General features: G+C 64.1%; 20 protein-coding genes and 1 pseudogene. 4 read left to right on the top strand and 17 right to left on the bottom strand.

The window, feature by feature from the left end; all coding sequences use genetic code 11:
* Positions 1 to 21 precede the first annotated feature (21 nt).
* From X735_RS150195 to X735_RS1000000169285, 4 genes are all read right to left on the bottom strand, one after another.
* A complete protein-coding gene (locus tag X735_RS150195) occupies positions 22 to 1,296 on the bottom strand; it encodes a cysteine desulfurase-like protein (protein ID WP_023811482.1) in 1,275 nt (424 codons plus the stop codon).
* Positions 1,297 to 1,342: 46 nt separating this feature from the next.
* On the bottom strand, positions 1,343 to 2,017 hold the full coding sequence (locus X735_RS150200) for an amino acid ABC transporter permease (RefSeq protein WP_023811481.1): 675 nt from the start codon (positions 2,015 to 2,017) through the stop codon (positions 1,343 to 1,345).
* Positions 2,018 to 2,169: 152 nt separating this feature from the next.
* Positions 2,170 to 2,967, bottom strand: coding sequence for an ABC transporter substrate-binding protein (locus tag X735_RS150205; RefSeq protein ID WP_023811480.1), 798 nt, complete (start codon positions 2,965 to 2,967; stop codon positions 2,170 to 2,172).
* A gap of 78 nt (positions 2,968 to 3,045) precedes the next feature.
* Positions 3,046 to 3,363 carry a hypothetical protein gene (locus X735_RS1000000169285; protein ID WP_164893002.1) on the bottom strand — a complete coding sequence of 106 codons (318 nt, stop codon included), beginning with the start codon at positions 3,361 to 3,363 and terminating at the stop codon, positions 3,046 to 3,048.
* A 112-nt stretch (positions 3,364 to 3,475) separates the two neighbouring features.
* Here X735_RS1000000169285 and X735_RS150210 point away from each other — a divergent pair, with 112 nt between their 5' ends.
* On the top strand, positions 3,476 to 4,567 hold the full coding sequence (locus X735_RS150210; RefSeq protein WP_023811479.1) for an LLM class flavin-dependent oxidoreductase: 1,092 nt from the start codon (positions 3,476 to 3,478) through the stop codon (positions 4,565 to 4,567).
* A 282-nt stretch (positions 4,568 to 4,849) separates the two neighbouring features.
* Here the strand turns inward: X735_RS150210 and X735_RS150215 are convergent, their stop codons facing one another.
* The 13 genes and pseudogenes from X735_RS150215 to X735_RS01000000165890 all read right to left on the bottom strand — a co-directional run bounded on the left by X735_RS150215 (position 4,850) and on the right by X735_RS01000000165890 (position 19,016).
* Positions 4,850 to 5,245, bottom strand: a complete 396-nt coding sequence (locus tag X735_RS150215; protein ID WP_023811478.1) for a RidA family protein — start codon at positions 5,243 to 5,245, stop codon at positions 4,850 to 4,852.
* Between the two features lie 64 nt (positions 5,246 to 5,309).
* Complete coding sequence (locus tag X735_RS150220; RefSeq protein ID WP_023811477.1) at positions 5,310 to 6,458, bottom strand: acyl-CoA dehydrogenase family protein; 1,149 nt, start codon at positions 6,456 to 6,458, stop codon at positions 5,310 to 5,312.
* 210 nt (positions 6,459 to 6,668) lie between these two features.
* Positions 6,669 to 7,481: an enoyl-CoA hydratase family protein gene (locus tag X735_RS150225; RefSeq protein WP_023811476.1), complete on the bottom strand. Its 813-nt coding sequence runs from the start codon at positions 7,479 to 7,481 to the stop codon at positions 6,669 to 6,671.
* A complete protein-coding gene (locus X735_RS150230; RefSeq protein ID WP_023811475.1) occupies positions 7,478 to 7,948 on the bottom strand; it encodes a MarR family transcriptional regulator in 471 nt (156 codons plus the stop codon). Before X735_RS150230 ends, X735_RS150225 begins: the two co-directional genes overlap by 4 nt.
* On the bottom strand, positions 7,942 to 8,700 hold the full coding sequence (locus X735_RS150235) for an SDR family NAD(P)-dependent oxidoreductase (protein ID WP_023811474.1): 759 nt from the start codon (positions 8,698 to 8,700) through the stop codon (positions 7,942 to 7,944). The genes X735_RS150230 and X735_RS150235 overlap by 7 nt, the downstream gene beginning before the upstream one ends.
* Positions 8,701 to 8,902: 202 nt before the next feature.
* Positions 8,903 to 11,197, bottom strand: a complete 2,295-nt coding sequence (locus X735_RS150240) for a bifunctional salicylyl-CoA 5-hydroxylase/oxidoreductase (RefSeq protein WP_023811473.1) — start codon at positions 11,195 to 11,197, stop codon at positions 8,903 to 8,905.
* Positions 11,198 to 11,338: 141 nt separating this feature from the next.
* The gene (locus tag X735_RS150245; RefSeq protein WP_023811472.1) at positions 11,339 to 11,938 is read right to left on the bottom strand and encodes a VOC family protein; all 600 of its coding nucleotides are present in this window, start codon (positions 11,936 to 11,938) and stop codon (positions 11,339 to 11,341) included.
* Positions 11,939 to 12,016: 78 nt separating this feature from the next.
* On the bottom strand, positions 12,017 to 12,853 hold the full coding sequence (locus X735_RS150250) for an ATP-binding cassette domain-containing protein (RefSeq protein ID WP_023811471.1): 837 nt from the start codon (positions 12,851 to 12,853) through the stop codon (positions 12,017 to 12,019).
* Positions 12,846 to 13,724 (bottom strand): ABC transporter ATP-binding protein, encoded by an 879-nt coding sequence (locus X735_RS150255; RefSeq protein ID WP_023811470.1) that lies wholly within the window; start codon positions 13,722 to 13,724, stop codon positions 12,846 to 12,848. Before X735_RS150255 ends, X735_RS150250 begins: the two co-directional genes overlap by 8 nt.
* Positions 13,721 to 14,569 carry an ABC transporter permease gene (locus X735_RS150260; protein ID WP_023811469.1) on the bottom strand — a complete coding sequence of 283 codons (849 nt, stop codon included), beginning with the start codon at positions 14,567 to 14,569 and terminating at the stop codon, positions 13,721 to 13,723. The genes X735_RS150255 and X735_RS150260 overlap by 4 nt, the downstream gene beginning before the upstream one ends.
* Positions 14,562 to 15,569 carry an ABC transporter permease gene (locus tag X735_RS150265; RefSeq protein WP_023811468.1) on the bottom strand — a complete coding sequence of 336 codons (1,008 nt, stop codon included), beginning with the start codon at positions 15,567 to 15,569 and terminating at the stop codon, positions 14,562 to 14,564. The genes X735_RS150260 and X735_RS150265 overlap by 8 nt, the downstream gene beginning before the upstream one ends.
* Positions 15,570 to 15,789: 220 nt before the next feature.
* A complete protein-coding gene (locus tag X735_RS150270) occupies positions 15,790 to 17,319 on the bottom strand; it encodes an ABC transporter substrate-binding protein (RefSeq protein ID WP_023811467.1) in 1,530 nt (509 codons plus the stop codon).
* Positions 17,320 to 17,430: 111 nt separating this feature from the next.
* A pseudogene (locus tag X735_RS01000000165890) lies at positions 17,431 to 19,016 on the bottom strand (NAD(P)/FAD-dependent oxidoreductase).
* A 119-nt stretch (positions 19,017 to 19,135) separates the two neighbouring features.
* Between X735_RS01000000165890 and X735_RS150275 the strand changes: the two are divergent.
* The 3 genes from X735_RS150275 to X735_RS150285 are packed head-to-tail and all read left to right on the top strand — an operon-like array spanning position 19,136 to position 21,996.
* A complete protein-coding gene (locus X735_RS150275; RefSeq protein WP_023811466.1) occupies positions 19,136 to 19,927 on the top strand; it encodes a cyclase family protein in 792 nt (263 codons plus the stop codon).
* 15 nt (positions 19,928 to 19,942) lie between these two features.
* Positions 19,943 to 21,514 carry an NAD(P)/FAD-dependent oxidoreductase gene (locus tag X735_RS150280; protein ID WP_023811465.1) on the top strand — a complete coding sequence of 524 codons (1,572 nt, stop codon included), beginning with the start codon at positions 19,943 to 19,945 and terminating at the stop codon, positions 21,512 to 21,514.
* Positions 21,514 to 21,996: a MarR family transcriptional regulator gene (locus X735_RS150285; protein ID WP_023811464.1), complete on the top strand. Its 483-nt coding sequence runs from the start codon at positions 21,514 to 21,516 to the stop codon at positions 21,994 to 21,996. The genes X735_RS150280 and X735_RS150285 overlap by 1 nt, the downstream gene beginning before the upstream one ends.
* Positions 21,997 to 22,011: the final 15 nt, after the last annotated feature.

The raw sequence follows: 22,011 nt of genomic DNA, 5'->3' as shown, positions 1-22,011 counted from the left end.
AGGCCGTAGCATTCAGCTCGCTCAGGACAGCTTGGCGATGATGCTGCGTAGCGCTTCGCCGAAGCGCCGGACTTCCTCGACTGTGTTGTAGTGGACCAGTGAGGCGCGGATGGCGCCGCTGTCCATCGATAGGTTGAGGCGCTTCATCAGCCGCGGCGCATACATGTGGCCGTCGCGGATGCCGATCTGCATCTCGGCCATCTCTTCGACGATCCGCTGCGGCGACAGTGTGCCGATGTTGAAGCAGAACGTCGGCACGCGTTCGGTGATGCGGGCCTCGTCTGCGACGCCATAGATGGTCGCGCCGCAACCTTTCAGCACCGCAAGCATCTCGCGCGCCAGCACCAATTCGTAGTCGCGGATGGCGCCCATGCCGGCAACGATGTTGTCGCGCCGCGAGCGGTTGTTGGAGGGTGCGAGATTGCGGCCGATCAGTTCCAGGTACTGCACGGCGGCATCCATGCCGGAGACGTTCTCGTAGATGAACGTGCCTGCCTCGACCTTGTAGGGCGGCTCGTTGGGGATGAAATCCTCGCGGAAGGTCGGCAGCCGTTTCAGCGTTTCGAAACGACCCCAGAGGAAGCCCATATGCGGCGAGAAATTCTTGTAGCCGGAGCAGACGAGATAGTCGCAGTCCCAGGCCTGCACGTCGATCAGCCCGTGCGGTCCGTAATGCACGCAGTCGAGGAACACTTCGGCGCCGGCCGCGTGCGCGATCTTGGCCACCGCGGCGACATCGACGATCGAGCCGATCGAGTGCGCGGTGACCGTGCAGGCGACGAGACGGGTGCGGTCGGAAACCAGCGGGCGCAGATCGTCGACATGCAGATTACCGTCCTCGCGCATCCGCCACCATTTGAATTTCGCACCGGCGGATTCCAGCGCCAGCCAGGTCGCGATGTTGGCGTCGTGGTCCATGTCGGTGATGACGATCTCGTCACGCTCCTGAAGCATCTGACCGATACCGAGGCTGACCAGGCGGATGAACGAGGTGGCGTTCATGCCGAAGCAGATTTCCGCCGGGCTATAGGCGTTGATGAGCAGCGCTACGCTTGTCCGAGCATCGGCGACCGACTGGTCGACGGTGACGCTGCGGCCATAGCGGCCGCCGCGCTGCACATTGTGCGAAACCAGATGGTTGGTCACCGCGTCGAGCACGCTTTGCGGGATCTGCGCGCCGGCGGCGTTGTCCAAAAAGATGAAGTCGCCAGCCCGCTGCAAGGCTGGAAACATGGCGCGGATGGCGTCGACGGGGAACGCGGTGGCGTTTGCATTGTCGGTTTGATGCTTGTTCACGGGTAGGCTCCTGCAAAGGACTTGAGCGGGGATCAGGTAGTGGAGGTCAGCGCTTCTTTTCGGTCTTGAAGCGCTCTTCAAGCAGGCTGACGAGGCGGACCATCGGCCAGAGGAAGATGAGGTAGACAAGCGCTGCGCCGATCAGCGGCGAGGGGTTGGCGTAGAGCGACTGCGCGTTGGTCGCTTCCTTCAAGAGTTCCGGCAGCGCCACGGTGGAGGCGAGCGAAGTGTCCTTGAACATCGAGACGCAGTTGCTGGTCATCGGCGGGATGACGACGCGGATCGCTTGCGGCAGCACCACCTTGCGCAAGGTCAGCAGGAACGGCAGGCCAAGCGCCTGCGACGCCTCGAACTGGCCGCGCGGGATGCTCTCGATGCCGGAGCGGAACACCTCCGCCGAGTAGGCCGACATGATGAAGGCGAAAGCAGTCACGGCGGAGGCCCAGGACGACAGGCGTATGCCGAGGAACGGCAGTGCATAGTAGATCAGGATCAGCACGACCAGCACCGGCAGGGCGCGGAAGATGTCGGTGTAGCCGACCGCCAGCCACCGCAGCGGCTTCGGCGCATAGAGCCGCACCAGGCTGATCCCCAGGCCGATGGGGATGCCGATGCCGATGCTCAAAATGCCGAGCAGCAGCGTGTTCAGGAAGCCGCGCAGCAGCGCCGGCAGGCTGGACATGATGACATCGGGATTGAAGAAGGTATCCAGCAGCGACATGGGAGCGTTCCCGAACCCGAGAGCAAGGATGCTCAGGTTAAAACCAATCGACCTCGCCAATGGCGAGACGGTCTGCGCGGAAGCCGGCGCTGGCGCATGAAATGAATCGTGCCGGCCTGGAAAGCCGGCACGATGTCAGCGCAGCTTTCAGCTCAGGCCTTCGGCAGCGGCATTTCCTTCATGGTCGAAGAGTCGGCGGGCGCGTCGCTGCCGAACCACTTCTTGTGGATGGCGGCCAGCGTGCCGTCCTTCTTCATAGCGCTCAGCGCGTCGTTCAGCTTGCCGAGCAGCGGGTGGTCCTTGCTCATCATCAGGCCGTATTGTTCGCCGGTCTTGATGCGCTCCTTGACGACCAGGTCCTTCATCTTGGTGAAGGAATACTCCATGCCTGGAATGTCGCTGACGGCGGCATCGACGCGGCCGGCGCTGAGGTCGAGCAGCAAATTCTGCTGCGTGTCGTAACCCTTCACGTCGCTGAAGCCGCCGGCTTCCTGATGTGCCTTGACCCAGGTTTCACCGGTCGAGCCGGACAGCACGCCGACGATCTTGCCCTTGAGGTCGGCCTCGGCCTTGATCGGGCTGTCGGCCTTGGTGGCAATGCCCATGTCGGAATCATAATAGGGCTGCGTGAACGACTGCGACTTCAGCCGCTCGGCCGTGATGGTGATCGACGAGATGGCGACGTCGATGCGCTTCGACGTGGTGGCGGCAAACAGCGCCTGGAAGCCGAGATCGGCGATGTCGGTGGTCATGCCGATGCGCTTGGCGGCTTCGTTGACGATGTCGACTTCAAAGCCTTCGAAGGTGCCGCTCTCGTTCTTGAATTCGAAGGGCGGGTTGGTCGGATAGGCGCCGACATTGAGCACATCGGCGGCATAGGCGGTGGCGGGGCCGGCGGCGATGCCGACGGCGGCGGCAAGAAGAAGCAATTTGCGGCGCGTGAAGCTCATTTGTGTTCCCTCTGTTGTTGATCGGGCGGGTTGCTCCCGCACGGTTTTTTGCCGCCCCGCTTCACGCAGGACGTCAATTCATGGCAGCGACCATGCGGTCATGGTTGGCGACGTTTTGTGTTGCAGATCGCGGATCTGCGCGCGCACTTCATCGAAGGCATGGCGCGCATTGGATGATGACTGGGGCAGTATGAACGACAAGAACTGAGACTCCCACCCGGAGCACCCACGATGGACTGGCCGGCACGATGAACTGGTCTGCACGATGGACTGGCCGGCAAGCCCGTCCGGCACGGCAATCGCCATCGACTCTGGAATGCTTATCCAAAGTGCGGCGCTTTTCAAGGCGAAAGTTTTAAGCTTAAAAAGCTGCGGTGTCCGTTGCGTGGCCGACACGGTGCGGCCCGCTGGAACCGATACCCGCGAGCGATGGCGACGCGAAGCTATTTCAGGCTTGAAATATCTCCGCGCGGGCCTAGCGTGTGCTCTCTCGCCGGGAGGTCGCGACATGAACAAACCACACCCCTTGCACGGCCCGAACAGATTGAAGCTGGGGGTCTTTTCGACCAATGCCGATGGCGGGCTGGCCATAACCGATGTGCCTGAACGCTGGACGGCAAGCTGGCAGGACAATCTGACCGCAGCCCAGATCGCCGACCGTGCCGGGCTGGAGTTCATGCTGCCGATCGCCCGCTGGCGCGGTTTTGGCGGCCGCAACAAGGTGCGGGAATGGTCGTTCGAGACCTTCACCTGGGCGGCGGCCCTTGCCATGGCCACCGAGCAGATCGGCCTGTTCATGACCGTGCATGTGCCGCTGGTGCATCCGCTCTATGCCGCCAAGGCGCTGGCGACGGTCGACCACATCAGCCAGGGTCGCGCCGGCCTGAATATCGTCTGCGGCTGGAATCCGAAGGAATTCGGCATGTTCGGCACGCCTCTGGTCGAGAAGGGCTACGACCAGGCAGCGGAATGGATCGAAATCCTCGAAAAGCTTTATGCCTCGCCCGACCCGCTCGACTATGAGGGCACCTACTACCGCCTCAAGGAAGCCGTCAGCCGTCCGGCCAGTCTGCAGGTGCCGCGCCCGGTGACCATGAACGCCGCTTTCGGCGGGCCCGGCCGCGATTTCGCCGCCGCGAGATGCGACTATCTGTTCACGACCTTTTCCGAAATGGGCGATGCCGGCAAACATGTCGCCGACATCAGCGAGCGGGCAGACAAGGTGGGCCGTGATGTCGGCGTCTACACCGTGGCGCATGTCGTCTGCCGCCCGACGATGGAAGAGGCGCGGGCATATTACACGCGCTATGCGGTCCATATGGCCGACCACGACGCCGTCGATGCCCACATGGCCGGCAAGAAGGAATTCTCGCAGTCGCACGACCCGCACGCCTATGACCGCTACCGGCAGCGTTTCGCCGGCGGCGCCGGCACCTACCCGCTGATCGGAACGCCGGAAACGATCGCCGCCGACATGGTCGCCATTGCCGGGCATGGCTACCAGGGCATCGCGCTGTCCTTCGTCAATTACACCAGGGAGTTGCCCTATTTCTGCGATCACGTGCTGCCGATTTTGCGGAAGGCGGGGCTTCGCGCATAGTAGTGGTGATCAGTTGCGGTGGATCATCGCGGATATTCGGAATTAGCCGAAGCCTCCCCAACGTCGTCATCCCTGGGCGAAGCAGGAGCGCAGCTCCCGTCGCGGAGACCCTGGGATCCATGCCGCGACTTCGGCCGTGGAGTGCAGCGGTGCAGAATTCTGGACCGTGGTGACGCTTTGGAGTCCCGGCATGGATCCTCGGGTCTGCGCCGCGTCGCTTCGCTCCTTGCTTCGCCCGTGGATGACGAAGTAATGGGCGTTTACTCCGGACGAACGAATTCCCTATTCCGGAATAACGGCAGTCGCCTGGATCTCCACCTTGGCCCGGTCTTCGACCAGCGCCACCACCTGCATGGCGGCCATCGCCGGAAAATGCCGGCCGATCACCTCGCGATAGGCCTCACCGATGCCCCTGAGATTGGCGAGGTATTCGGCCTTGTCGGTGAAATACCAGGTCATCGAGGTGATGTGCTGCGGCCCGGCACCGGCTTCCGCCAGCACCGCGACGATGTTCTGAAGCGTTTGCCGCACCTGGCCTACAAAATCGTCGGTCTCGAACTGGCATTGCCCGTTCCAGCCGACCTGTCCGCCGACGAAGACGAGCTGCCCGCGTGCCGCGACGCCATTGGCGTAGCCGACAGGTTTTGCCCAGCCTTCGGGCTGCAGAATCCTGTGCATTCAAAACCTCCCGGTATTCCAAAACCCAATTTTCAAAATCGAACGCTCGTCAAAATCTCTGCCGTCAGGCCGCGCCCATCACTTGCCGTGCAATCACCACTTTCTGCACGTCGGAGGCACCTTCATAGATGCGCAGCGCGCGGATCTCGCGATACAGGCTTTCGATGATGTGGCCCTTGCGGACACCGTCGCCGCCATGCAGTTGCACAGCCTTGTCGATCACCTCTTGCGCCTTGTCGGTGGCAAACAGCTTGGCCATCGCCGCCTCGCGTGTGACCCGCGCGGCACCCATGTCCTTGGTCCACGCAGCGCGGTAGACCAGAAGCGCCGCCGCATCGACGTCGAGCGCCATATCGGCGATATGCCCCTGCACCATCTGCAATTCGGCCATCGGCGCGCCGAACAGTTTGCGCTCGGCCACGCGTTTGATGCTTTCGTCCAGTGCGCGGCGGGCAAAGCCGAGCGCCGCCGCGCCGACGGTCGAACGGAACACGTCGAGCACCGACATGGCGATGCGGAAGCCATCGCCCGGTTTGCCGATCAGCGCAGAGGCGGGAAGGCGGACCTGGTCGAAAGACAGCCGCGCCAGCGGATGCGGCGCGATTACTTCCAGCCGTTCGGCGATGCCAAGGCCCCTGGCGTCGCCAGGCACGAGGAAGGCGGAAAGCCCCTTGGCGCCCGGCGCCTCGCCGGTGCGGGCAAAGACGACATAGAGGTCGGCGATGCCGCCATTGGAGATCCACGTCTTCTCGCCGGACAAGACGTAGCTGTCGCCGTCGCGGATCGCCGTCATCTCCGTGTTGGCCACATCCGATCCCGAGCGCGGCTCCGACAGGGCAAAGGCTGATATCGCGTTGCCGGCGCGCGTCTTCGAAAGCCATTGCTGCTGTTGCGGCGTGCCGAACAGGCTGAGCGCGCCGGTGCCGAGCCCCTGCATGGCGAAGGCGAAATCGGCCAACCCGTCATGACGGGCGAGTGTCTCGCGCGTGATGCACAAAGTGCGGACGTCGAGGGGGCCAGGATTGTCCGTGTCGAGCGCCGTCGGCTTCAGCCAGCCGTCCCTGCCGAGCTTGCTGACCAGCTCGCGGCAGGCGGCGTCGACATCATGGTGATCGACTGGCAGGTTTTTAGCGCACCATGCCTCGAGGCGCTCGGCAAGCTGGCGGTGGTGGTCTTCGAAGAACGGCCAGGAGAGGAAGGAACGGTCAGGCATGGGCGCCTCCTTCCGCGCAGCGATCCTTCACACCCCCCTCTGCCCTGCCGGGCATCTCCCCCGCAAGGGGGGAGATCGGACGTTGTTTTGGCTTTCGCCAATCTCCAAAATTGCAGTATGGGCGCTGCCAACGAAACCGCTGATCTCCCCCCTTGCGGGGGAGATGCCCGGCAGGGCAGAGGGGGGTGCCTGGGCGCAAACCGCTCATCCTCAATCCCCCTCGAACACCGGCTTTTCCTTGGCCACGAACGCCTTGTAGGCGCGCTCGAAGTCGCGGGTCTGCATGCAGATCGCTTGCGCCTGCGCTTCCGCCTCGATCGCCTGGTCGAGACCCATCGACCATTCCTGGTTGAGCTGCGTCTTGGTGATGCCGTGCGCAAAGGTCGGGCCGGAGACGATGCGCGCCGCCATATCGAGCGCGTCGGCCTCCAGCGAGGCGGCATCGACCAGCCGGTTGTAGAAACCCCAGCGTTCGCCTTCCGCCGCCGTCATGGTGCGGCCGGTGTAGAGCAGTTCGGCGGCGCGGCCCTGGCCGATGATGCGCGGCAGGATCGCGCAGGCGCCCATGTCGCAGCCGGCGAGGCCGACGCGGGTGAACAGGAAAGCGGTCTTGGCTTCCGGCGTGGCGATGCGGATATCGGAGCTCATCGCAATGATGGCGCCGGCGCCGACCGCGACGCCGTCGACCGCCGCAATGATCGGCTTGCCGCAATTCAGCATCGCCTTGACGAAATCGCCGGTCATGCGGGTGAAGGCGAGAAGCTGCTTCATGTCCATCTTGACCAGCGGGCCGATGATGTCGTGGACATCGCCGCCGGAGCAGAAATTGCCGCCATTGGACAGGAACACCACGGCGTCGACGTCATCGGCATAGACCAGGTCGCGGAATGTGTCGCGGAGTTCCGCATAGCTGTCGAAGGTCAGCGGGTTCTTGCGCTCGGGCCGGTCGAGCCGGACCTTTGCGATCCTGCCCTCGACCTCCCAGAGGAAATGCTTCGGCTTGCGTCCGGCCATTGCGGTCATTCGCGTCCCTCCCAGTTGCTGCGGAACGAGGTCAGCATGCCGGTCAGCCGGCGCGCGTCGTCCTCGCTGACCTTGCCCAGCAATTCACCGATCCAGCCTTCATGCGCCGCGGCGATGGTGGCGAAGGCCTGCGTGCCTTCCTCGGTCAGCCGCACCATCGACGTGCGGCGGTCGCCATTGCGCCTCGCGCGGGCGACAAGTCCTTCCGAAACCAGCCGGTCGACGATGCCCGTGACATTGCCGTTGGAGACCAGCAGGAAACGCGACAGGTCGCTCATCAGCATGCCTTCCGGCGCGCGATAGAGGGCGGCCATCACGTCGAAGCGCGGCAGCGTCGTGTTGAATTCCTTCTTCAGCCGCTCGCGCAGCTCGGCCTCGATCGTGCGCGAGGCGCGCAGCAGCCTGATCCACAGCCGCAAGCGGTCCTTGCCGGGTCCCGACGGCGCGGGCAGGGGGCCGGCTACCATGTTTCGCCTCCTGAGATGGAAATCGCCTGTCCGGTGATCGATTGGGCGGCGTCGCCGCACAGCCACAGCACGGCGGCGGCGACCTCCTGCGGCTGGATGAAGCGGCCTTGCGGGTTGGTCGAGGCAAGGCTTGACCGCGCTTGCTCGACCGAGCGGCCGGTCTTCTCGATGATGCGCTGGATGGACTCTTCCAGCATTTCGGTTTCCACAAAGCCTGGGCACACCGCGTTGACGGTGACGCCGGATTTCACTGTTTCGGCGGCAAGAGCCCGCATCAGGCCGATGACGCCATGCTTGGCGGCGACGTAAGACGCGACGTAGGCGTAGCCTTTCAGGCCGGCGGTCGAGGCGATGAAAACAATTCGTCCCGTTTTCCGCGCGGCCATGCCGGCCAGCGCCGGCTTTACCGTCAGGAAGGCGCCGGTCAAATTGACGTCGAGTGTTCGCTGCCAGTCGGTAAGGGTGGTTTTGTGCGCCGGCGCGCTGCCGGCCATGCCGGCATTGGCGACGACGATGTCGAACGGTCCGCGCGCGGCTTGCGCCCTCTCGTAGAGCGTCGCCATTGCCGCCTCGTCGGTGACATCGGCGACAATGCCGAAGATGCGGTCGTTCTCGCCGGCCACCTCAGTGAGCTCCGCTTCCCGGCGGCCGCAGATGGTCACGTCGATGCCGGCAGCAGCCAGCGCCAGCGCAACGGCCCGGCCGACACCGGACCCACCGCCTGTGACCAGCGCATGCTTGCCCGCGATCATGCGCCAATCCTCGAAACTTGGCGCCAAGTGCCCCCACCCCTAACCCTCCCCACAAGGGGGAGGGAGAAGGAGAAGGCTACGACAGCGCCCATCCATTGCAAACTTCTGCGGTTCCAGAGCCGATTGCGACTTGGTCCCCTTCCCCCTTGTGGGGAGGGGCTAGGGGTGGGGGTATAGCGCTGACGTGGCAAATGAAAAACAATCATACTTTCAGCCCCGCTGCCGCGTCGCGCTCGGCCAGACGGTAGAGCTGGTCGCGCCCGGGCAGATAGGGATCTGGCCATTTGACGCCACGGTCGCCGAGCGTGACGGCGGCATGTAGCGTCCAGTAGGGATCGGCGAGATGCGGCCGTGCCAGCGCCACCAGATCGGCGCGGCCGGCCATCAGGATCGAGTTGACATGGTCCGGCTCGTAGATGTTGCCGACCGCCATGGTGGCCATGCCGACCTCGTTGCGGATGCGGTCGGAAAACGGCGTCTGGAACATGCGGCCATAGACCGGCTTCGCCAGTGCCGAGGTCTGGCCGGCCGAGACGTCGCAAATGTCGACGCCGGCCTCATGCAGCAGCCGCGCGATCTCGACCGCATCGGCTGGCGTCACACCTTCGATGCCGACCCAGTCATTGGCCGAAATGCGCATCGAGATCGGCTTCTCCGCCGGCCAGGCGGAGCGCACCGCGCGGAAGATTTCGAGGGGATAGCGCATGCGATTATCCAGCGAACCGCCATAGGCATCGGTGCGCCGGTTGGTAACCGGCGTGATGAAGGACGACAGGAGATAGCCGTGCGCGGCGTGGATCTCGAGCATGTCGAAGCCGCAGCGATCGGCCATCTCGGCAGAGGTCACGAATTCGTCGCGCACGCGGTCCATGTCGGCGCGGTCCATCGCCTTCGGCACCTGATTCTGCGGCGACCACGCGACGGTCGAGGCCGCCATAACCGGCCAGTTGCCTGAGACCAACGGCACGTCGGTGCCCTCCCAGCCAAGCCGGGTCGAGCCCTTGGCGCCGGAATGGCCGATCTGGGCGCAGATCTTGGCTTCTGTCTCGGTGTGGACGAAGTCGACCAGCCGCTTCCACGCCACCTCATGTTCGGGCGCGTAGAAGCCGGGGCAGCCGGGTGTGATCCGCCCTTCCGGGCTGACGCAGGTCATCTCGATATAGATGAGGCCGGCGCCGCCCTTGGCCCGCTCGGCATAATGGGTGAAATGCCAGTCGGTCGGGCAGCCGTCGACGGCCTTGTACTGCGCCATTGGCGAGACGACGATACGGTTGTGCAGCCTCATGTCGCGCAGCTTGAACGGCGCGAACATCGGCGCGCGGCGCAGGCTGTTGCCGCCGGCGCCCGCCTGGCGCTGGAACCATTCCTCCGCACCGCCCAGCCATTCGGCATCGCGCAGCCGCAAATTCTCGTGGCTGATGCGCTGCGAGCGGGTCAAAAGCGAGTAGTTGAACTGCACCGGATCGAGGCCGAGATAGCGCTCGACCTCCTCGAACCATTCCAGCGAATTGCGCGCCGCCGATTGCAGCTTCAGCACCTCGGTGCGGCGGGCATCCTCATATCTACGGAAGGCGGCGTCGAGGTCCGGCTCGGTTTCGACATACTCGGCCAGAGCCACGGCACTTTCCAGTGCCAGCTTGGTGCCGGAGCCGATCGAGAAATGCGCCGATGCCGCCGCATCGCCCATCAGTGCCAGATTCTTGTAGGACCAGCGCTCGCACAGCACGCGCGGAAAATTGATCCAGGCGGAACCACGGATATGGTTGGCATTGGTCATCAGCGCGTGGCCGCCGAGATGTTTTTCGAAGATCCGCTCACAAACGGCGATCGATTCCTGCTGCGACATCGCGCCGAAGCCGAAAGCAGTCCAGGTCTGTTCGCTGCACTCGACGATGAAGGTCGCGGTGTCGCTGTCGAACTGGTAGGCGTGCGCCCACACCCAGCCATGCTCGGTCTTCTCGAAGATAAAGGTGAAGGCGTCGTCGAACTTCTGGTTGGTGCCGAGCCAGACGAACTTGCATTTGCGAGTGTCGATGTCGGGCTTGAAGATGTCGACGAAACTGTTGCGCGCCCTGGAGTTCAGGCCGTCGGCCGCGACGACCAGATCATGCGTCTCCATGTAGGGCTTGGGATCTGCAATGTCGGTCTGGAACATCAGCTTGACGCCGAGTTCGCGCGCCCGGCGCTGCAGCAGGACCAGCAGCCGCTTGCGGCCGATGCCGCAGAAACCGTGCCCTGATGAGACCGTGCGCACGCCGTTATGGATGACGGCGATGTCGTCCCAATACGCAAAGTGCTTCTTGATCCAGACGGCACTGACCGGATCGTTTTTCGACAGATTGTCGAGCGTCTCGGCCGACAGCACGACACCCCAGCCGAACGTGTCGTCGGCGCGGTTGCGCTCGAACACCGTCACATCATGCGCGGCGTCCCTGAGCTTCATAGAAATGGCAAAGTAGAGGCCGGCTGGTCCACCGCCGAGAACCGCAACCTTCATGTCTGCGATCTCCTCTTCGCTTGCTGGTTTCGAGTATCGCGCCGAAGGTAAATTATTTCAAGCTTAAAGTTTCATATCGAAATGATTCAACGTCGCATTTGTGTGGCGTGCTTGCAGAGCATCCGCAAGCACGCGTTTCCATCATTTTCCCGGGTTCTTCGGGCTCCACAAAACGGTCTCGGCACCCTTCTCGTAAGCCATGCCCGAGGGATAGCTGATCGCTTCCAGTTGCAGCCCCCACGGCGCCTGGAAGTAGAGGATGGTCTGGCCGGCGGCCGGCCCTTCATTGACCGGCAACGGCCCCATCCGCGTCTTGACGCCCCTACCGTCGAGATAGGCCTTGGCGGCGGCGACGTCGTCGACATAGAAGGCGATGTGGAAGCCGCCTATGTCGCTGTTCTTCGGCGTCAGGTTCTTCTGGTCGGGCGCGGTGTATTTGAACAGCTCGATGTTCGATCCATAGCCGCAACGCACCATGGTGACCTGCTCAATGACTGCCTTGGGATCGACGCCCAGGAGATCCTGCATGAAGGTGCCCTTGTCGTCGGCGAACGGGCCGAACGACATCGCCTTCTTGCAGCCGACCACCTCGGTGAAGAAGTCGACCGCCTGCTTCATGTCGGGAACGGTGATGCCGGTGTGGTCGTGGCCGCGCATGCCCGGGATCGAATCCGCCGAGGCCATGCCGGCGCTGCCGAGCATCGCGGCGGCGAGCGTTGCAATTGCGATTTTGGTCTTCATGTCAGTCCTCTCCATTTGACGGGACTTGGGTCTTTGTGGTCGCACGTCCGAGGCCCGCTCTTCGGCGTGCGTATGCATTCATGTCGGCGTCTTGGCGGCGGCAGGAATGTCCAGCCAGCTCGCATCGATCTCGGGCAGCGGAATGGCTGCGATCAGGTCGCGCGTGTAGGCCTGCTGCGGCTTGTCGAACAGGGCGTCGGTGGCGCTCGCTTCGACGATCATGCCTTCGCGCATGACGATCACTTGCCGGCACAGCCGCCGAATAACAGACAGATCGTGGCTGATGAAAGCGATGGTCAGCCCCATTTCCGCCGCCAGCTTTTCCAGCAGCGTCAGGATCTGCGCTTGCGTCGATACGTCGAGGCCGGAGACGATCTCGTCGGCCAGCACGAATTTCGGCGACAGCGCCAGAGCGCGCGCAATGCCGACGCGCTGGCGCTGGCCGCCCGACAGTTCGTGGCGGTAGCGGCTGGCAAAACTCTGCGGCAGGCCGACACGCTGCAGCGCCTCGGCGACGCGTGCCTTCAGATTGTCGCCAAGGCCGTTCTGTTTCAGCGGCGCGGCGATGATGCTGGCAATGGTGCGGCGCGGGTTGAGCGACGACATCGGATCCTGGAAGATCATCTGCAGATTGCGGCGCAGCGGCCGCAGTTCGGCTTCCGGCAGATGGGTGATGTCGCGGCCGTCGAAAGTGATGCTGCCTGCGCTGGGTTCCAGCAGGCGTACCAAAGCGCGGCCGAGCGTTGATTTTCCCGATCCGGATTCGCCGACGATGCCGGTCACCGAGCTCTTGGGCAGGTCGAAGTCCAGGCCCTTCAGGATTTCGACCAATGGCGCGCGGCCGATCAGTGGCTTGCGCGTCATGTCGGGCAGCGCGACCTTCAGCCCGCGCACGGAGAACAGTGGCTCAGCCATGCGGCCGCCTCCAGGCTTGGTCGGCGGCAGCGATCTCCGAAGCAAGCCCGGCCAGAACCGCCTCGTCCACCGGCTTCAGCGAGGCGAAAGGATCGGTGTAGCGTGGCGTCGCCGCCATCAGCGCTCGTGTATAGGGGTGCTGCGGCGCGGCGAAGAGCGCTGCGGTCTCGGCCTCCTCCACCACCTTGCCGGCATAGAGCACCGATACCTTCTGGCTGATCTTGGCGACGACGCCGAGGTCATGGGTGACGAACAGGATCGCCGTGCCGTGCTCGCGCTGCAACTGCACGATCAGCCGCAGGATCTGTTTTTGTACGGTCACATCGAGAGCCGTGGTCGGCTCGTCGGCGACGATCAGCCTTGGCTCCGCGGCGAAGGCGGCGGCGATCAGCACGCGCTGGCGCATGCCGCCTGACAGTTCGTGCGGATAGCTTTTCAGCACACGGTCGGGATCGCGGATTTGCACCTCGTCCAGCAATTGCCGAATGCGGGTATCGGCCCTCTCGCCACTCCAGCCGAGGATGCGCACCAGCCGGTCAGTCATCTGCGAGCCGACGCGGCGCGACGGGTTAAGCGCTGTCAGCGGGTCCTGCGGGATCAGCGCCGTGCGTGCCCCGATCAGCGTGCGCCGTGCCTTGGGCGGAAGCTTGCCGAGGTCTTCGCCTTCAAGCCGCATGTCGCCTTCGACAATGCGCACACTCGAAGGCAGGACGCCGAGCACCGCCTTGCCGATCATCGTCTTGCCGGCGCCGCTTTCGCCGACCAGCGCGCAGACTTCACCGGGCTGGACCGCAAGCGACACCGATCGCAGCACGCGCTGGCCGTTGGGCAGCACCGCGCTCAGATCCCTGATGTCGAGACAGCCGCTCATCGCAGCACCGGATCGAAACGCGTCTTCAGCGCCTCGCCGAACTGGCTGAACGACAGCACGGTCAGGATCAGCGTAATCAGCGGGAACACCAGCACCCACCAGGCCTGATGGATCGACAGCCGGCCCTCGGCGATGATGCCGCCCCAGGTCGGATCGTCGGTCGAGATCGACAGATTGACGAAGGACAGGATCGCCTCGACGATGACGGCGATGCCCATTTCCAGCGACAGCAATGCGACGATCGACGGCACCACATTGGGCAGCACTTCGCGCAGCATGATGCCGATGCGGCCATAGCCGGCGATGCGGGCGTTCTCGACATAGTCCATGTGCGACTGACCCATCGTCTCGGCACGGATCACCCGGCAAAAACGCGTCCAGTCGATGATGGCGATGGCCAGGATGACGGAACTCAAGCCCGTGCCAAGCACCGCCACGAGCAATATGGCGAACAGCACCGGCGGAAACGCCATCCAGACATCGACGACGCGCGAGATGATGCGGTCGGCCCAACCGCCGAAATAGCCTGCGATCAGGCCGAGCGTCGAACCGACCAGGCACGCAGCGATGGCTGCGGAAAAGGCGACGATGAAGGCGATGCGGCCGCCGAAGATCAGCCTCGACAACAGATCGCGGCCGAGGCTGTCGGTGCCGAGCCAATAGCCGGGTTCGGCGCCATTCATCCAGAATGGCGGCAGCCGTTCCAGCATCAAATCCTGCGCCAGTGGGTCCTGCGGCCCGACCAGCGGTGCGAAGATCGCGGCCAGCAGCGCCAGCAGCAGCCAGCCGCCGGCAAGCCACAAACGTGGCGACACACCTCGCCTTTGAGCACGACCCTCATCCATGGCGTAGCCTCGGATTGAGCAGCGCGTACATCATGTCGACGCTGAGGTTGATCAGCACGAACAGCAGCGCGAAGACCAGCACGATGCCTTGAATCAAAGGCAGGTCGCGGTTGATGACGGCGTCGATCGCCATGTTGCCGAGGCCTTCATAAGAAAACAGCCGTTCGACGATGACCGTGCCGCCAATGAGAAAGGTGAACTGCACACCGACCAGCGTCAGCGTTGGCAGCGCGGCGTTCTTCAGCGCCTCGCGCAGGATGACCTGCGTTTCCGAGAACCCCTTCACCCGAGCCAGCACGACATAGTCGAGGTCGAGCACTTCCTTCAGCGACTGTTTCAACAGCTGCGAGATGATTGCCGCCAGCGGCAGCGCCAGCGCCACCGCCGGCATCAGCATGTGCTTCAGGAGGTCCCAGGTCAGGTCGAGGCGCAGGCGCAACAGGCTCTCGAACAGATAGAACTGGGTGACGAAAGGCAGGTCGAGCTGCGGCGACACCCGGCCGGAAATGTCGAAGATCGGCACCAGCACGCCGAACAGCAGGATCAGCACCAGGCCCCACAGGAAGTCGGGAATGGAGAGCGCCGCGCCGCTGGCGATGTCGATGCCGGCCTCGACCGCCGTGCCGCGCTCGCGCGCGCCGATGATTGCCGTCGTGCCGCCGAGCGCCACCGCTATGATGAGCGCGACGATGGCAAGCTCCAGCGTCGCCGGCAGCCGGTTGAAGACGAGACCCAGCACATCCTGCCGCAGCGAGATCGAGGTGCCGAAATCGCCCCTGGCGACGCCCGACAGCCAAATGAAGAATTGTTGCACGATGGTCTTGTCGAGCCCATAGAGCGCCCGCAGCCGGGCGAGGTCGGCATCCGTCGCGCCGGGCGGCAGCATCATGGCGATAGGATCGCCGGGCGCGACGCGGATCACGACAAAGACGACGACGGCCACGCCGAACAGCGTGATCAGCATCGTCAGCAGACGGATCAGGAATCTTTGTAGGAGCATTCCGGCGTAGGCCTACTGCGTTCGGTGGCTGATGGAACGAACAGCCCCCTCATCCGGCCGCTTCACGGCCACCTTCTCCCCGAGGGGAGAAGAGGTCGCCGACGGCTGAGCCAAGTCTCTTCTCCCCAGCGGGGAGAAGGTGGCCCGAAGGGCCGGATGAGAGGGCCTGCGTCGTTAAAGAAGACACGCTACCTCACGACAGCGTGCCTTCCCATATCGGTCAGGCCGGGGTCATCAGGGCCGGCAGCAGCGCGCCGGACACATGCTGCACCACATTGACGCCCTTGGCATGCACGATCGGCTGCGCATACTGCATCAGCGGCAGCACATAGGCCTGCTCGGCGATGTATTTGTCGACCGCCTTCCAGCCGGCGATGCGCTTGGCCTCGTCCTTTTCGCCCCACAGCGGATTGATCATGTCGATCAAATCCTGGCTGTCCCACACCGAATGCGGGCTCGGGCCGTACATGGCAAAGCCGGTCGAGGTGGTCGGATCGCCGATGGCATTGCCCCAATTGTAGAAGGCCGCCGGCGCCAGCTTGTCGGCGGCGCGAAGTTCGTAGTGCTTGGCGATCTCGTAGACTTCGATCGTCGCCTCGATGCCAACCTTGCGCCACATGCCGACGATCGCCTGGACCATCTCATAGTCCTTGGGTTTGAAGCCCTTGGTCGTCTGGATGGTGAACTTGACCGGCTTTTCCGGCGAATAGCCGGAAGCGGCCAGCAATTCCTTGGCCTTTTCCGGATTGTGCTCGACCTTGATCGACGCGTCGTAGGATGCGTATTCCGGCGTTTCCAGCGTATCGATCGGCTGGCCGTAGCCGCGCAGCAGCCGATCGACCAGCAGCTTCTTGTCGACGGCCATCACGGCGGCCTGGCGGACGTTCTTGTCCAGCATCGCCTCGATGTCGTTGAAGAAGATCATGCCGATGTCGGAAACGTTCTTGCACGAGCCGGCCAGCCCGTCCTTGGCGATCAGCCGGTCATACTCCTCATAGGGGATTTCGAGCGTCACCTGCGAGGAGCCGGATTCGATCTCGGCGACGCGGCTTGCCGCGTCGGCGACGAACTTGATCGTCACATTCTCGAAGGCCGGCTTGCCGCCCCAATAGTTCGGATTGGCTTTCAGCCGCAGGAACGCGTTGCGCTCGAATTTTTCGACCATGTAGGGGCCGGTGCCGATCGGCGCCTTTTCGAAGCCTTCGGCGCCGACCTTTTCGTAGTAGGCCTTCGGCATGATGTAGCCGGTCAGGAACGACATCCATTTGAAATACACCGGGTCGAACTGCACCACGTCGCCGGTGATCTTGTTGCCGTCGATCTTGAAGTTGTTGACATTCTTCCAGACGAACTGGATCGGGTTGCCGGTCTTTTCGTCACCTGCCCGCTGCAGCGACCAGACCACATCCTCTGGCGTGAACGGCGAGCCGTCATGCCAGGTCACGCCTTCGCGCACCGTCATCGTGATCTTGGTGCGGTCGTCGTTCCAGCCCCACTCGGTGAGCAGGCCCGGCGCGAAGGACAAATCGGGCTTCTGCGGGATGAACTGGTCGAACACCGACTGGTAAAGCCCCTGGATGGTCGGGTTGACGGCCGAGGGGCCGGTGGTTGGATCCCAGGATGGCAGGTTGACGTTGTAGGCGATGGTCAGTTCGCCGGCAGCCGCCTTGGCGATCTGCGGCAGGCCGACGGCGGCCACCCCGAGTGCCGCGGCGCTGTATCCCAGCAATTCACGTCTGTTGATTGTCATGGTCGTTCCCCTTGTTGGTTTTGTTTCTGCGCGCGGCGTCTTAGGTCATTGGTTCAGGCTTCTTGGGCAGCAGCGCCTTGCCCCTCGTCGCCTCAAGGAAATCTCCGGCTCCTACCTCCCGCCAAGCTGTTGTGCGAGCATGAAGCCCGACGCCGCACCTGTGCCGGCGCCCGGCCATGTCGCGGCTCCGGTGAGGTGCAGATGCGCCACCGGCGTGTTCCAGCCGGCATAGCCGCGCGCAGGGCGGAACAAGAAATTCTGCGCCAGATGATGGCTGCCGCAGACCTGGTCGCCACCGACGAGGTTCGGGTTCTCGCGCTCGAGANGCGCTCGAGATCGATGGGCGAGAAGACGGCGCGGCCGAGGATCTTGTTGCGCAGGCCGGGCGCATAGGTCTCGATGATGTCGAGGACACGCTCGGCGTAGGCGTCCTTCACCTCGTCCCAATGCGCGGGTGCGATCTTGCCGGCGGCATCGCCTGTGATTTCGGCGGGCAGCATGCGCACCTGCACCCACAGCACATGCTTTCCCTGAGGCGCTCGCGAGGGGTCGATCGCCGTCGGCTGGCCGACCACCAGCGTCGGCTCGTCCGGCAGCATGCCCGCCATCGCCTGCTGATAGGTGCGCGACATGGCGTCGAGCGACGGCGACAGATGCACATAGGCGAACTGCCGCAACTCGGCTCCGGCGCGCCATTCGGGCAAATCGTCGAGCGCCAGATGGATCATCATCGTGCCCGGCGCGTGGCGGAACTTTTGCATCGCCGTGTCGAAGCCGGCGTTACCCGAACCATTGGGCAGCAGCTTGCCGGTCAGCGCCTTGGGCGCGACGCCGGCAATGACCGCTTTGGCGGCGGTAAGCGTCTCGCCCGAAGCGAGCCGGACGCCGGTCGCCTTGCCGGCGGAAACGGTGATCTCGGCCACTTCGGCGCCGGTGACAATCTTGCCGCCGGCGGAGGTCACCATGCCCGACAGGGCGCGGATGATGGTGTCGGCGCCGCCTTTGCCCAGCACCATGCCAAAGCTCTGGTTGGCCATTGATTCCAGATAGGGGAACACCGCACCCCCGGCGATGTCGGGCGCGAAGTCGAGATGCATGCCCCAGGTGGCGAGCGTTGCCCTGATATGCAGCGACTGGAAATTTTCCTCCAGCCAGGCGCGGGGCGAGGACAACAGCAGCCGGCCTGTATCGAGCGCCCCAGACATGCCCTTCTTGCGCCACAGGTTCCACGCGATGCCGGCAAGCGCGCGGGCGCTCATCGGCGAGCCCAGCAGCCGGAACAGATGTTCGGCCTCCGCCGGGAAGGCGGCGACCAGCCTGCGCCATGTCGTGGCGTCAGTGGCGGAGAAGGCGGCCATGCGCGCAGTGGTCTTTTCCATATCGTTGCTGACGCCGAACCAGCGTCCGTCCGGGAACGCGCTGGCAAAACAGTCGGCAACGGGCGCGAACTCCAGCCCCTGCGCTTTCAATTCATTTGCATATTTCCGGTGGAAGGCCGAGCCGGCGAACAGGCTCAGATTCATCGCGCCGAAATCGTGGCGGAAGCCGGGAAGGGTGAATTCGCGCGTCTGGACGGCGCCGCCGATCGCTGCGTTACGCTCGAAAATCCCGGTTTTCCAGCCTTTGAGCGCCAAATGCGCGGCGCATGCCAGACTGTTGTGGCCCGCCCCGACAAAGATGGCGTCGAACTCGCTCACGCTTCGTCCCCATTTCCTTTATGCTTAAAGATAATTGCAGATGCATATGTTTTCGTCTAGTAGGATATTAAGGGCCGAGACGAGCCTTGATCATCACACGAAAGAGGGAACTTCAGACCATGGACACGCAAAAACTCCTCGGCGAGGTCGCCGGCCAGCTTCTTTCAGGCGCCATCAAGGTGGTCGACCTGTCGGCGCCGCTCGGGCCGGACACGCCGTTGATCAAGCTGCCGCCGGAACTCGCCGTCGACACGCCGAAGGTCGAGATCCACAACATCTCCCGTTACGACAAGAACGGTCCGTGGTGGGCCTGGAACTGGCTGAAGCTCGGCGAGCATTCGGGCACACATTTCGATGCGCCGCAGCACTGGATCTCCGGCAAGGATTATCCGGACGGCGCCACCGACACCATTCCGGCGCAGAACTTCGTCGGCCCGGTCAATGTCATCGACTGTTCGAAGGAAGCCGCCGGCGACCCTGATTTCCTGCTCACCGTCGACCACATCAAGGCCTGGGAAGCCAAGCATGGCGCGATCAATGCCGGCGAATGGGTGGTGATGCGCACCGACTGGTACAAGCGCAACGGCTCGGAAGCCGAGTTCCTCAACGCCAACGAGACCGGCCCGCACACGCCCGGCCCGACGGCCGAAGCCATCCAGTTCCTGATCAGCAAGGACATCAAGGGCTGGGGCTCGGAGACGATCGGCACCGATGCCGGCAAGGCCGGTGGCATGGAGCCGCCATTCCCGGCGCACACGCTGATGCACAAAGCCAACCGCTATGGCCTCGCCAGCCTTTGCAACCTCGACCAGCTGCCGCCAAAGGGCGCCATCCTGATCGCGGCGCCGCTCAAGATCGAGCACGGCACCGGCAGCCCGATCCGCGCGCTGGCGCTGGTGTCGAAGGGCTAAGCGAAAGCGTTTGCCGTGACCCAGCCGGATCACATCATCGTCGGCAGCGGCATCAACGCGCTGGTCTGCGCGGCGATGCTCGGCGGCAAAGGGGCGCGTGTGCTCATCCTGGAGCGCAACGACCGCATTGGCGGTTGCATGCGCACCGAGGAGATCACCGCGCCCGGCTTCATCCATGATGTGATGGCGACGACCTTCGTGCTGTTCATCACCTCGCCGGCCTTTGCGGCGCTGGGCGCCGACCTTGCACGGCACGGGCTGGAGTTCTGCCACACGGGCACGCCGACCGGCGTGCTGCGGCCGGACGGCAGCCACGCCGTGCTGCGCACCGACCGCGCTGCCAACGTCGCGGCCCTCAATGCGATCGCGGCAGGCGACGGTGACCGGCACGCGGATGATGTCGGCGGCATCGAGCGCAATGCCGGCCTGCTGTTCGGCTTGCTCGGCGGCAGCCTGTGGTCCTATCCGACCGCCAAGCTGCTGGCCGGCGATGGCTGGCGGCGCGGCCCGCGCGGTCTTGCCGCCTTTCTCGGCGAGGCACTGGTGCCGGCGCGCGGCTGGCTGGAAAACACCTACCGGTCCGAAACCATCCGCGCGCTGTGGGCGCCCTGGGTGCTGCATGCTGGATTAGGCCCTGAAGATGCATTCTCCGGCCAGATCGCTAGGGTTATCGCCTTCGCGCTTGAGGCGGCGGGCGCGCCGATCGTCAAGGGCGGGGCAAAAAACCTGCTGGCGGCCTTCGAGGCTTTGATCCGGGAACGCGGCGGCGACATCCGCACCGGCGCCGATGTCGCTTCGATCGTTCAAAGCAATGGCCGCGCGACCGGCGTGCGACTGGCCTCGGGCGAAACGGTCCATGCCAACAAGAGCGTCATCTGCTCAGTCACGCCGACGCAGCTCTACGGCAGGCTGCTTGGAGCCGACGCTCCCCAAGCCGATGTCGAGGCGACGCAGAAATACCGATACGGCAAGGGCAATTTCCAGATCCATTATGCTCTGAGCAAGCCGCCCGCATGGCGGGGCGAAGGCCTGGACAAGGTGGCGCTGCTGCATCTGACGCCGGGACTGGATGGCGTCTCGAAAGCCTGCAACGAGGCGGCGCGCGGCATGCTGCCGGAGGTGCCGACCATCTGTGCCGGCCAGCCGCATGCGCTCGATCCGTCGCGCTGCCCCGAAGGCAAGGCGATCCTGTGGCTGCAACTGCCCGAGGCGCCTCGCCACATCAAGGGTGACGCAGCCGGCATGCTGCAGGCACCGGCAGACGGGCAGTGGACCGTTGCGCTACGCGAAGCCTATGCCGATCGCGCCGAGGCCATCCTCGCCGGCCACATTGAGGGCTTCAAGGCCAGCGTGATCGCGCGCCGTGCCTATTCGCCGGCCGATCTCGAGGCGATGAACATCAATCTCGTCGGCGGCGACCCCTATGGCGGTTCCTCGACCATCGACCAGTCGTTCCTGTGGCGGCCGTTCAAGAGCAGCCGCAACCATCAGACCGGCATCAAGGGCCTCTACCATATCGGCGCCTCGACCCATCCGGGTGCCGGCCTTGGCGGCGGCTCCGGCTTTCTCCTTGCGGGGAGGCTGTGATGGAAGAGAAGGTCACTGAGAAGCGCCAGCGCATTTCGACCCTGGGGCAGATCGGCCTGCAGCAATTCGCGCCCTATCTGATGAACCGCATCATGGGCCGCTATAACGCCACCTTGCGCGACGATTTCCGCAAGCAGGGCCTGACCATTCCGCAGGTGCGCACGCTGGCCGTGCTGTCGGTCACCGACGGCATCACCGTCAACGACCTCTCGGTCTATACGGTCATCGAGCAGTCGACCTTGAGCCGGACGCTCGACTCGCTGGAGGGCCAGGGCCTGGTACGACGCGAACAGGGCGTCACCGACAGCCGCATCCGCCACGTGTTCCTGACCGACGACGGCCGCGCCGAGTTCGCGCGCGCCTGGCCGGCCATGCATGACGCGTTCGAGGCGATGTTCGACGATATCGACGACGCCGAATATTCCGCACTTATCGCCACGCTTTTGAAGATGCTGAAGAACATTCGCAAGCACGACATCTAGACCTACGCGCCGCCA

It is taken from the genome of Mesorhizobium sp. L2C084A000, assembly GCF_000502875.1.
Classification (GTDB): Bacteria; Pseudomonadota; Alphaproteobacteria; order Rhizobiales; family Rhizobiaceae; genus Mesorhizobium.
Note: the sequence above shows the minus strand (reverse complement) of the source record. Positions and strands in the feature narration are given on the sequence as shown.